The following is an 11,559-nucleotide window of genomic DNA, read 5'->3' as shown; positions in this document are numbered from 1 at the left end:
ATGGGCCTCTGGCTGCTCAAGCGGCTCGGCCAGGTGCTGCCGACGCTGCTGATCCTGTCGATCCTGATCTTCGGGCTGCAGCAGCTGATGCCGGGCGACCCGGCGCTGATCCTGGCGGGCGAGGAACGCGGCGATCCGCAGGTGCTGGCGCAGATCCGCGCCGAACTGCGGCTCGACCAGCCGCTGCCGCAGCAATACCTGGCCTGGCTGGGCCGGGTGCTGGTCGGCGATTTCGGCTATTCCTGGCGCATCCGCGAACCGGTCGGCGCGCTGATCCTCACCAAGCTGCCGGTCACCTTCCAGCTGGCGAGCATGGCCTTCCTGATCGCCGTGCTGATCGGCGTGCCGGCCGGCGTAATCTCCGCCGTAAGGCGCGACACGGCGGTGGACTGGGTGGCGAACGGCATCGCGCTGGCGGGGATCTCGACGCCGAATTTCTGGCTCGGCATCATGCTGATCCTGCTGTTCAGCGTGCAGCTCGGCTGGCTGCCGCCGTCCGGCTACGTGCCGCTGACCGAGGACCCCTGGCAGTCGCTCGCCACCACCATCATGCCGGCCTTCGTGCTGGGCAACGGCATCGCCGGCGTGCTGATGCGGCACACGCGGGCGGCGATGCTGACGGCGCTGTCCCAGGACTATGTCCGCACCGCCCGGGCCAAGGGACTGGCGGAGCGCGTGGTCGTCGCCAAGCACGCGCTGCGCAACGCACTGATCCCGGTGGTCACGCTGGGCACCATCGAGTTCGGCCGGCTGCTGGCCGGCGCCGTGCTGACCGAGCAGATCTTCACCATCCCCGGCTTCGGCAAGCTGATCGTCGATGCGGTCTTCAACCGCGACTACCCGGTGGTGCAGGGCGTCGTGCTGGCCACCGCGCTGATCTTCGTCTCCCTCAGCCTGGTCGCCGATATGCTCTACATGGCGATCAACCCGCGGCTGCGGACGGCATGAGCGCGACCGCATCGCCCGCGCTGCGCGGCGAATCGCCGCTGCGCCGGGCCGTCGCCCGCTTCCTGCGGCACCGGCTGGCGGTCTTCGGGCTGGCCGTGATTGTCCTGTTCGTCGCCGCCGCGGTCGCAGCACCGCTGTTGGCGCCCTTCGACCCGCTGGCGACCTCCTGGACCGCGATCCGCAAGGCGCCCTCGGCGGCGCACTGGTTCGGCACCGACGAGAACGGCCGCGACGTGCTGTCGCGCGTGCTCTACGGCGCCCGGGCCTCGATGCTTGCGGGCGTGGTCTCCGTGCTGGTGGCGCTGGTGATCGGCGTGCCGGTCGGGCTGCTGGCCGGGCTGGCCGGCGGCTGGACCGACACGGTCATCTCCCGCATCGCCGATGCGATGCTGTCGGTGCCCTTCCTGATCCTGGCGATCGCGCTCGCCGCCTTCCTCGGCCCGGCGCTGGAGAACGCCATGCTGGCGATCGCCATCACCGCCGCCCCGGTCTTCGTGCGGCTGGCCCGCGGCATGGCGATGGAGGCGCGGGCGACGGACTGGGTCGAGGCGGCGCGGGCGCTGGGCAATCCGCCCTGGCGGCTCGGCCTGGTGCACGTCCTGCCGAACATCATCCCGCCGCTGCTGGTGCAGGCGACGCTGGCGATCGCGGAAGCGATCATCGCCGAGGCGTCGCTGTCCTTCCTCGGCCTCGGCCAGCAGCCGCCGGCGCCGTCCTGGGGCAGCATGCTGAACGCGGCGCAGCGCTTCCTGACCCAGGCCCCGTGGCTGGCGATCTTCCCCGGCTTGGCGATCTTCCTGGTGGTGCTGGCCTTCAACCTGGTGGGCGACGGGCTGCGGGATGCGCTCGACCCGCGCAGCGACCGAACATAGCGCGGGCCCGGCCCGGCGGCGGCCAGACCTGCCGGCCGCCGGGGAAAACACCGGCGTGCATCGGGCCTGGACGCGGCACCACCACGGCGCGGCGGCATCGGGATGGCGCCAGCGATCCCGGCGTCCGCGCGAAGGGAGTCAGGCGAACACGTAATCGCCCAGCACCAGGCCTACCGTGCCGCCATGGGCAATCAAGACATCGGCCGTATAGGCGCCGTCGGTGACGCGGTAGAGCTTCGTCGTGGTGTTGACGTTCGAGACGAAATCGAAGGTGGCGCCGGCGCCGAAGGCCTGCAACTCGATCACGTCGTCGCCGGCCACCGCGCCGTTGCCCGCCCCCTGGAAGTCGGAGAGCCGGTCGCCGGCGATCTCCCCCTTGCGCAGGATGAACGTGTCGGCGCCCGCGCCGCCGGTGAGATAGTCGGTGCCCGCCCCGCCGTTCAGCACGTCGCTGCCGTCGCCGCCATTGATCGTGTCGTTGGCGATGCCGCCGATGACGGTGTCGTTGCCCGCATTGCCGCTCACCTGCTGCGGGTTGAGACGCAGCGCGAAATCGTAAAGGTCTGCGCCGGCGGTGCCGGAGGTGTAGACGCTGGCCGTGCTCGGCGCGGCGAGGCTCACGCTCACCTGCCCCGTGGCGGTGCCGCCCTGCCCGTCGCTGACCGTATAGGTGAAGCTTCCGGTCCCCACCGCCGCGCCGGTGAAGGTGACGCTCAATGCCCCGTTCACGGTCGCCAGGCCGACGGTGCCGTTGGTGGCGCCGCCGACCGCCGTCAGGGCCAGCGCATTGCCGTCGGCATCGGTGTCGTTCGCCAGCAGGGTCGAGGCGGGCAGGCTGAGCGCGACGCCGGCGGTCCCGCTGAACGAGTCGGCGGCGGCCATCGGCGCGCGGTTTGCCGGCGTCACGGTGAGCGTCACCTGGGTCGTCGCGGAGGTGAGCAACCCGTCGGAGTCCTGATAGGTGAAGCCATCGGTCCCGGCGAAGCCCGGGGCCGGCACATAGGTGAAGGCACCGTCGGCACCCAGCGCCAGCGAGCCATGGGCCGGCCCGGACACCAGCAGCGCCGAAAGCGTCGCCGTGCCGGCATAGGTGTCGTTGGCCAGCAGCCCGCTGCCCGCGGCGACGGCCAGGGTGTGGCCCTGCCCGATGGTATAGGCGTCGCCGACGCCGACCGGTGCCGCGTATCCGGGCCCGGCCGGGGCGGTCACGCCGCCGTTGACCGCGACGCCGTAGGCGGACGCCCAGATCGGCAGCCCGTTGCTGTCATAGACGGCATGGCCGACGCCGGACCCGTCGGGCGCGGCCAGCCGGCCATTGCCGTAGCCGTAATAGAGCTGCGCACCGGCAACGACGTCCGCACCGAAGGTCAGATAGAGCTTGCCACCGGACAGGACGGCGGCGGTTGCCTCGATGAGGCTGCTCCCCTGCACCACGGTCCAGCCGACGCCGGAGGCGGCGACGCCATCCAGCGCAGCCAGCGTCGCGCCGTGGTCGAGGGCGATGTCGAGCACCAGGTGCCGGGCATCGGCGAGGACCGCTTCGATGACCTGCGGCCCGACATTGGCGATGTCGCCGCCCGCCAAGGCCATTGGCGACCCGGGCAGGGCATAGGCCGCGAAGGCTTCCGCGGCCGAGAGCGCAGCGCGATGGGCCAGCTGGGTCAGGTCGGGACCGAACAAGTGGGAGCCGCCATATTCCCGCGTGAGCGCGTTGCCGTCGGTGTTGTCGGCGTCCATGTTGACGTCGATCTCGCGCGCCGCAATCAGGGCATTGAAGTCGTTCGCGTCGGCGAGCAGCTGCATGCCCTCCCGGATCGCCTGCAACCCCTTTGGCGGGGCGGTGGTGAAGGGGATGGCGTCGACGAACAGATAGGGGATGGCGCTGGCATCCTGGCCGAGCGCAATCGCCACGTTCTGGGCATCGTAGCGGACCCCAGACGCCCACTCCTCCGCGGTCAGGCCGACGACGCGCTTGGCATCCGCCTCGTTGTGCAGCCAGAGGATCGCGGTGGGCGCGCTGCGCTGCGCCTGCGGCAGGCCGGCCAGCTTCGCGTAGAAGCCGGCCCCGTAGCCATAGGGCGACAGGCCCCATCCATTGTGCCAGTCGCCGCCGATCGGGGCGATCCATTGGGTCAGGAAGGCGGCGCCGTTGACCGCGGTGGAGGTGGCAGTTCCGGTCTCGAAAACGATCCTGATCGAATTCGTGACCCCGTCGAAGCCGAGCAGTTGTTCCACCGTGCTGCGCAGCTGGTTCGCATGAGCTCCGCCACTGGTCTGGGCAAGAACGATGGCGTTGCTCTGCCCACGAATGACAAGGTTCAACGAGGTCATGGCTTTCCTTTCGCAGGCCAAGAGCTTTCGCTTTGGCCCACAACAGAGGATTTTCAGTATGTACTGGTGATTTTGAAGTATCGCCTGGCCCGGACCGGGCAGGTCAGCTCGGCAAGCAGCCCGGGAGCCAGCCCGCCCCGCTCATGACAGCAACCGCGTGCTGTCGCGCTGCGCCTTCAGGCGTTCTCCTGCATCCGGAACTTCCTTCGCGGTTCGTATTATCGACCAGGGCCCACAACGCATGGTTCATAAGCGCAATGCAGCATTCTATCAAAGGTTGCGATAGTCAACACCACTTCATCGTTCCGATAATAGATATATTGTATATTCGATAATGATTTAAGTGACAGCGCACCGAACGCTGGGCGATCCTTCCGCCGGGCCGCTGGCCCGACCAGGACCGGCCAGCAGCAATGGTTACCCCATCGCCGGCCGCGGTCGCTACGCCCGCCGCTGCCATCCCGCGTAGACGGCGCGCTCCGCCGCTTCCAGCGTGGCGAGGACATGGCGGTCGGCGAAGGGCAGGATCTGCGTGGCAAGGACCCCGGCCCGGTCCCGCGCCGGGTCGATCCAGTAATAGGTGTTCGCCAGCCCGGCCCAGGCGAGACTCCCGGCCGCGCGCCCACCCGGCACCTCCGCCGCGTTGATCAGGAAGGACAGGCCCCAGCCCTTCTGTATGCCTGGGAAGAGCTCGACATCATGGGTCGAGGCCGGCATGGCGGATTTCATCGGCGTAACCTCGAGGGGCGCGATCTGGTCGCGCATCGCCTCCCGCACCGTCTCGGGCGCCAGGACGCGGGCACCATCCAGCGTGCCGGCGTTCAGCCACATCCGGCAGAAGCGCAGGTAGTCGGTCACGGTGCCGTACAGCCCGCCGCCGCCCATGTGGAATTCCGGGTCCTGCGGCACCTCGAAGGGGATCGCCGCCAGCGTGCCGTCCGGCGCCTTCGCATGCATCGAGGCGAGCCGGCCGCGCTGGTCGGCACCGATGCGGAAAGCGGTGTCCCGCATGCCGAGCGGGCCCAGCACCTCCTCGGCCAGCACCTCGGCCAGGCGCTTGCCGGTCACCTGTTCCACCGCCAGCCCGGCCCAGTCGATGCCGATGCCGTACTCCCACCGCTCGCCCGGCTCGGCGACCAGCGGCGTGCCCAGCGCCGCGCGTTGGCAGCCGATGATGCCGGGGACCTGGCGGGCTGCCATGTAGGCGCCGATCTCAGGGTTCCACATGTCGTAGCTGAAGCCGCTGGTGTGGGTCAGCAGGTGCCGCAGGGTCAGCGTCTTGCGGGCCGGGCGCAGCATCGCCTCGCCGCCCTCGGGCGCGAAGCCCATCAATACCTGCGGCTGCGCCAATTCCGGCAGCACCGCGCCGATCGGCGCGTCGAGCGAAAGCCTGCCGGCCTCGACCTGCCGCAGCACGGCCGTCGTGGTGACCGCCTTGGTCATCGAGGCGATCCAGACCACGGTATCCGGCGTCATCGCCGCCGGCTGGTCCAGGCCGCGGCGGCCGAAGGCGCCCTCGTAGAGCATGCCCGCGGCATCGCCGGCGACAAAGGCGATGCCCGGCACCTCGCCGCGCTCCACCGCACCGCGCAGGACGGCGTCGATCTCGACCTTCATGGCATCCCCTCCGTTTGCTTTGGGAGGATGCTAGACTCGCCCAGCCCGCCGCCGCCAGCGCCTCAGCCGGGCTGCCCCCGCTTGTGCGCCACCAATGCCATCAGCCGGCGGTCGCGCCAGGCACTGCGGTCCTGGATGCGCTCCAGCGGCAGCGCCGCGCGGCGCTCGGCGGTCACGTCCTCTACCGTCGGCGCGTCGTAGTCGTAGGGCGTCTGCTCATGGGTGATGCCGCCCATCAGCGGGCCGAAGCGGCCGACATAGTCCTCGACCCCGCCGGGGGCGTTCAGGTCGATGGTCTCGAAGGGGCCCATGAAGGACCAGCGCAGGCCGAGCCCGTCCTTGACGCAGGCGTCGACATCGGCGGGCGACATCACGCCGTCCCGCACCATCCGGAAGGCCTCCGCCACCAGCGCCGCCTGCAGCCGGTTGAGCACGAATCCCGTGGTCTCCTTGAAGGCCACCACCGGCACCTGACCGACCCGGTCCATCAGCGCGCGGGTGCGGGTGACCACCGCCGGATCGGTCCAGGGCGCCCCGACCAGCTCCACCAGCGGCACCAGGTAGGGTGGGTTCACCGGGTGGGCGACCAGGCAGCGGCCGCGTCCGGGCAGGTTGCCGGTGAATTCGCTGGCCGGGATGCCGGAGGTGGAGGAGGCGAGCACCACCTCGGGCGGGCAGAGCCGGTCGAGCTCGGCGAACAATTCCTGCTTGGGCGAAAGCCGCTCCGGCCCGTTCTCCTGCACGTGGATGGCGCCGGCGACGCATTCCGCCAGGGTCGCGGCCGGCGTGATGCGGGCGAGGATCACCTCGGGCGTTTCCTTGACCAGCCCGGCGGCGTGCAGGTCGGCCAGGCTGCCGGCGATCCGCGCCATGGCGCCCTCGGCCACGCCGTCCATCTTGTCCCAGAGCGAGACCGAAAGCCCTGCCCGGGCGAAGACCATCGACCAGGCGCGGCCGATCAGCCCCGCTCCCACCACGGCTACCTTGTCCATGTGCCCTCTCCCGATCATCGACTATTGCACGCGCGCCCATTGATCCGGGCCGCCATCGTCGCGATGTAACGCCCCGCCATGGACACGCGCAACGCGACCCCCTCCCTGCCCGCAGCGGCACCGCCGCTGCACACCCCCCTGGTCTGGGCCTGGGGCGGCGCGTTGCTGACCGCCTCGCTCTGGCTCACGGGGATCATCGCCCTGGTCCGCAGCTTCGGCAGCCTGTTCGACTGATGCTGCGCGACCTGCTGGATGGCTGGATAGGGCTGCGCGCCCGCTGGCGCGGCTACGGCCTGCCGATCTTCGCCTCCCCTTTGCTGCCCGCCGCGTTGGTCGCCGCCGTCGGCGGGGACGAAAAGATCGTGCTCGGCTCGGCGCTCGGCTTCGGCGCAAGCCTGCTGGGCGCCCGCGTGCTGCGGCGCGGCCGGCGCGGCGATGCCAAGCGGGCTTCCTGGATCATGGCGGTCGGCACCGGGCTGGCGGCGCATTTCGCCGCCGACCTCGGCACCATCTTCCCCTTCGTCATGGCCGGCGGCGCGCTGCTCGGCACCCGGCTGATGTATACCGCGCTGCCCGAGACGGCGCCCCCGCCACCACCCGCGCCACCACCACCAGCGCCCGGCCCGATCGAGGAAAGCCGGATCCGCCTTGCCCGGATCGAATCCGTCGCCGCCCGCCTGGCCGACCCGCGGCTGCAGGGCGTGGCCATGGCGATGGAGGGCGTGCTGGACGACCTGACGGCGCGGCCGGACCGGCTGCCGATGGCGCGCCGCTTCCTGACCGTCCACCTGGACGGGGTGGAACGCATCGTCCAGCGGCTGGAGGCCGGCGCGGCGCCGCCCGCCAACCTGCCCTCCCTGCTCGATGAGCTGACCCGCACCGCCGGCGAATTGCGCGGCCGGCTGCAGCACGAAGAGACCGAGGCATTGGAGATCCAGGTGAAGGTCCTGTCGGACCGCCTGCGCGAGGAGGGCTATCGATGAGCGGCACCGAAACCTCGACCGGCACCCGCCTGCCCGTCATCAACCCCGAGGCGCTGCAGGCGGCGCTGGAACAGGTGCCCGAGGGTCGCGAGGCGGCGGTGCGGGAGCTCGCCGCGCGGATCGACATCGCCGATCCCGGCAGCATCCTGCGCTTCGGCCAGGAGGCGCAGAACCGCGCGACGCTGGCCGCCGACGCCATGCTGGAAGGCGCCCGCAACCGGGAGGCCGGGGATGCCGGCGTCACCCTCTCCACGCTGCTCGGCACCCTGCGCGGCTTCGACATGCGCGGCCTGGCGGAGAAGCCCGGCTTCTTCGCCCGCCTCTTCAACAAGGCCGGCGTCGAGACCGCCAAGGTCGTGCAGCGCTACGAGACCATCAAGGGCCAGGTCGAGGAGGTCGGCGACCGGCTCGACGGCCATCGCACCAAGCTGCTGGAGGACGTGGAGAAGCTGGAGCGCCTGTACCGCGCCACGCTCGACTGGTTCCACGCGCTGGGCGACCACATCGCCGCCGGCGACACGGTGCTGAAGCGCGTCGACCACGACGCCGTGCCCGCCATGGCGCGGGAGGTCGAGGGCGGCGACAGCGTTGCGGCGCAGCGCCTGCGCGACCTGCGCTCGGCGCGCGACGAGCTGGAACGCCGGGTGCACGACCTGCGGCTGACCCGGCAGGTGGCGATGCAGGCGCTGCCCTCGATCCGGCTGATCCAGGAGAACGACAAGGCGCTGGCCGCGAAGATCCAAAGCGTCATCGCCAATACCGTGCCGCTCTGGCGGCAGCAGCTGGCCCAGGCCCTGGCGATCCAGACCATGCGGGAGGCCGGGCGGACGCTGAAGGAAGCGACCGACCTGACCAACGAGTTGCTGGTCGGCAATGCCGAGCGGCTGCGCCAGGGCAACCTGGAGGCGCGGACGCAGCTCGAACGCGGGGTCTTCGACATCGAGGCGGTGAAGCGGGCCAATGCCTCCCTCGTCGCCACCATCGAGGACAGCCTGCGCATCGCCAACGACGCCCAGGCGCAGCGGGCGAGCGCTACGAAGGAGCTGGAAAAGGCCGAGGGCGAAATCCGCCGGGCACTGCTGGCGGCCAAGGCCTCGGGTGGGGCAGGCCAGGGCGCCCGCGCCAGCTGATAGGACAAGGATACGGCTTGTCCGCGCAGTGGTTGCGCCCTAGGTGCAGCCGCAACGCAGGAGACGCCACATGCCCGTGACCAGCCGCCGTGCCTTCCTCGCCGCCGGGACGCTGCTCGCGGCGCCTGGCCTGGCGCACGCGCAGGCCTGGCCGAACGGCCCGATCCGCATCGTCGTGCCCTTCCCGCCCGGCGGCAGCGTCGACACCGTGGCGCGGCTGGTGCAGCCGCACCTGCAGGCCGAGCTCGGGACCTCCGTGTTGGTCGAGAACCGCGCCGGCGCCTCGGGCGCGCTGGGCGCGGCGCAGGTGGCGCGGGCGGCGCCCGATGGGCAGACCTTCCTGCATGTCTTCGACACCCATGCGGTGAACCCCGCGCTGATCGCCAATCTCGGCTACGACACCCAGAAGGACCTCTCGCCGGTGCTGCTGTTCGGCACCTCGCCCATGGTGATCACCACGCCCAAGGGCCGTCCCTGGGCGGATTTCCCGGCGATGCTGGCGGCGGCCAGGGCGAAGCCGGACACGGTGACCTTCGGCACCATCGGCAACGGCTCGCTGGCGCACCTGACCATGATGCTGCTGCAGAAGGCCACCGGGACCGGCCTGGTGCACGTGCCCTATCGCGGCGGCGGGCCGCTGGCGATCGCCGCCGCGGCCGGCGAGGTCGACCTGCCCACCGCCACCGGCACCATCTTCGCGCAGCAGATCCAGGCCGGCGGCCTGCGGGTGCTGGCCAGCACCGGGCCGAAGCGCTGGTCCGGCGGGCCGGAGGCGCCGACCCTGCGGGAGTTGGGCGTCCCGGTGGAGGCGGAGGCCTTCTGGGGCGCGCTGGCCCCGGCCGGCACCCCGGCAGCGATCCAGGCCCGCTATGCGGAGGCGCTGCGCAAGGCGATGGCGGTGCCCGCGGTGCAGGAGCGGCTGGTCAACGTCATGGGGATCGACCTCGCGCCGCGCGACGGCGCCCATTTCCAGGACTTCCTCGCCCGGCAGATCGAGACCTGGGGCAAGGTCGTCCGCGACAACGCCATCAAGCCAGACTAACCTCATGAAATGAACGGCTTGGGGCGAATGCCGTCAGCCCGGCCGCAGGATCCCGTGCATGTACCGTCGCTCGTTGCTGGCCGTCTTTTCCACCCCGGCCTTCGCGCAGTCCTGGCCGACCGGCCCGGTCCGGATCATCGCCCCCTTCCCGCCCGGCGGCAGCGTCGACACCATCGCCCGGCTGCTGGTGCCCTCGCTGCAGGCCAGCCTCGGCGTGCCGGTGGTGATCGAGAACCGCTCGGGCGCCGCCGGTGCCCTGGGCACCGCGAGCGCCGCGCGGGCCCTGCCGGATGGGCAGACCTGGATCCTGGTCTTCGACAGCTTCGCCACCACCAATGCGCTGAACCCGCAGGCCGGCTTCGATGCCCGGCGCGACTTCGCCCCGGTGATGCTGGTGGCGACCGCGCCGATGCTGCTGACCACGCCGCTCGGCCGGCCCTGGCGCAGCCTGGCCGAGGTCGCCGCGGCGGCGCGCGCCAGGCCCGACACGTTGAGCTACGGCACGGTCGGCGCGGGCAGCCTGGCGCACTTGACCATGGAAGTCTGGCAGCAGGCCGCCGGCCTGAAGCTGATCCACGTGCCCTATCGCGGCGGCGGTCCGCTGGCGACGGCGGCGGCGGCAGGCGAGATCGATCTCGCCATCGCCTCCCGCGTCGGGCTGGGCGGCCAAGTCGGCACGCGGCTGCGGGCCCTGGCGCAGACCGGGGCGAAGCGCTCCCCGGCCTTGCCCGACCTGCCGACCTTTGCCGAGGCCGGCTTCCCCGGCGTGGCGGCGGAGGCCTTCTGGGGCATCCTCGGCCCGGTCGGCGTGCCGGGCCCGGTGCTGGTGCGCTTCCATGCCGCGCTGGCCGCGGCCCTAGCCGAGCCGGCGACGCGGCAACGGCTGGAGGAAGGCCAGGGCGTCGACATCGCCGCCACGTCGCCCGAGGCCTTTGCCGGATTCCTGGACGCGCAGATGGCGGAATGGGGCAAGGTGGTGCGGGAGCGCGGCATCAAGCCCGACTAGGCGTCCCGGTCGGGCCCGCCGGATTTCGGGCCGAGCACGCCCGAAGCCGGTGCCGCCGCGTCGGAGCTCGGCGCGGTGCCGAAGCGCGGCATCCCCGATTCTGCGCCCGCGCCCTGGCCGGCATGGTGCGACCCGCCGCCGCCCGCTCCGCCGAGCGGCATCCCGCCGGCGGCGCCCATGCCGCTGGCGCTGACGGGACCGTCCGGCTGGCCCGGCACTGCGCCGGTCGGCGCGGCATGGCCCGGCTGCGGCAGCTGCCCGTCCGGCGTCATTGCGTCGACCAGCTTGGGCAGCACTTGGCTGAGCAGGGCGAGCAGGCCGGGCCGTTCCATTCCGGCCTCCCGCGCCATGCTGTCGGCCTCCGGGCCCTGGAAGGCGCGGTCGAGCTCCTGCGGCTGCACCGGGCGGTTCTCGCCGCTGCCGATCCAGCTTTCGACCTTCTCGCCGAGTCCCGCGCCACGCAGCCGGTCCACCAGCGCCTGCAGGCCGGAGGCACCCGTTTCCCCGCCCAGCAGGTGGTTGAGAATCCGATCCAGCGGCGTGCCCTTCATGTCGTTCAACGCGGCGCCCCCCAGGCGGGACAGGAATTCGCTCATTGCGGCATCTCCTCCATGCGATGCGGCGATAAAGCGCGGCGC

11 protein-coding genes are annotated in these 11,559 nt (G+C 71.5%); 7 read left to right on the top strand and 4 right to left on the bottom strand.

The features are described from left to right. Together ACFQS7_RS11110 and ACFQS7_RS11105 are read left to right on the top strand one after the other, a co-directional pair. Positions 1-948, top strand: coding sequence for an ABC transporter permease (locus ACFQS7_RS11110; RefSeq protein WP_380067110.1), 948 nt, complete (start codon positions 1-3; stop codon positions 946-948). Next, a complete protein-coding gene (locus tag ACFQS7_RS11105) occupies positions 945-1,820 on the top strand; it encodes an ABC transporter permease (RefSeq protein WP_380067109.1) in 876 nt (291 codons plus the stop codon). Before ACFQS7_RS11110 ends, ACFQS7_RS11105 begins: the two co-directional genes overlap by 4 nt. 138 nt (positions 1,821-1,958) lie before the next feature. Here the strand turns inward: ACFQS7_RS11105 and ACFQS7_RS11100 are convergent, their stop codons facing one another. From ACFQS7_RS11100 to ACFQS7_RS11090, 3 genes are all read right to left on the bottom strand, one after another. Beyond that, positions 1,959-4,151 (bottom strand): Ig-like domain-containing protein, encoded by a 2,193-nt coding sequence (locus ACFQS7_RS11100; protein ID WP_380067108.1) that lies wholly within the window; start codon positions 4,149-4,151, stop codon positions 1,959-1,961. 441 nt (positions 4,152-4,592) lie between these two features. Next, positions 4,593-5,768 carry a serine hydrolase domain-containing protein gene (locus ACFQS7_RS11095; RefSeq protein ID WP_380067107.1) on the bottom strand — a complete coding sequence of 392 codons (1,176 nt, stop codon included), beginning with the start codon at positions 5,766-5,768 and terminating at the stop codon, positions 4,593-4,595. Positions 5,769-5,830: 62 nt separating this feature from the next. Beyond that, positions 5,831-6,760, bottom strand: coding sequence for a 3-hydroxyacyl-CoA dehydrogenase (locus ACFQS7_RS11090; protein WP_380067106.1), 930 nt, complete (start codon positions 6,758-6,760; stop codon positions 5,831-5,833). Between the two features lie 78 nt (positions 6,761-6,838). On the opposite strand from ACFQS7_RS11090, the gene ACFQS7_RS11085 reads away from it, so the two are divergent. From ACFQS7_RS11085 to ACFQS7_RS11065, 5 genes are all read left to right on the top strand, one after another. Beyond that, entirely contained in the window at positions 6,839-6,994 is a 156-nt protein-coding gene (locus tag ACFQS7_RS11085) for a hypothetical protein (protein ID WP_380067105.1), read from the top strand. Continuing rightward, entirely contained in the window at positions 6,994-7,743 is a 750-nt protein-coding gene (locus ACFQS7_RS11080) for a hypothetical protein (protein ID WP_380067104.1), read from the top strand. Before ACFQS7_RS11085 ends, ACFQS7_RS11080 begins: the two co-directional genes overlap by 1 nt. Then, the gene (locus tag ACFQS7_RS11075) at positions 7,740-8,873 is read left to right on the top strand and encodes a toxic anion resistance protein (RefSeq protein ID WP_380067103.1); all 1,134 of its coding nucleotides are present in this window, start codon (positions 7,740-7,742) and stop codon (positions 8,871-8,873) included. The genes ACFQS7_RS11080 and ACFQS7_RS11075 overlap by 4 nt, the downstream gene beginning before the upstream one ends. Before the next feature lie 70 nt (positions 8,874-8,943). Continuing rightward, positions 8,944-9,915, top strand: coding sequence for a Bug family tripartite tricarboxylate transporter substrate binding protein (locus ACFQS7_RS11070; protein ID WP_380067102.1), 972 nt, complete (start codon positions 8,944-8,946; stop codon positions 9,913-9,915). 58 nt (positions 9,916-9,973) lie between these two features. Next, the gene (locus ACFQS7_RS11065; protein ID WP_380067101.1) at positions 9,974-10,921 is read left to right on the top strand and encodes a tripartite tricarboxylate transporter substrate-binding protein; all 948 of its coding nucleotides are present in this window, start codon (positions 9,974-9,976) and stop codon (positions 10,919-10,921) included. On the opposite strand, the gene ACFQS7_RS11060 is transcribed toward ACFQS7_RS11065, so the two are convergent. Beyond that, positions 10,918-11,517 (bottom strand): YidB family protein, encoded by a 600-nt coding sequence (locus ACFQS7_RS11060; RefSeq protein WP_380067100.1) that lies wholly within the window; start codon positions 11,515-11,517, stop codon positions 10,918-10,920. The genes ACFQS7_RS11065 and ACFQS7_RS11060 overlap by 4 nt on opposite strands. Between the last annotated feature and the right edge of the window lie 42 nt (positions 11,518-11,559).

It is taken from the genome of Dankookia sp. GCM10030260, assembly GCF_042666655.1.
Taxonomy (GTDB): Bacteria; Pseudomonadota; Alphaproteobacteria; order Acetobacterales; family Acetobacteraceae; genus Paracraurococcus.
This window is presented reverse-complemented; position numbering and strand designations above follow the sequence as displayed.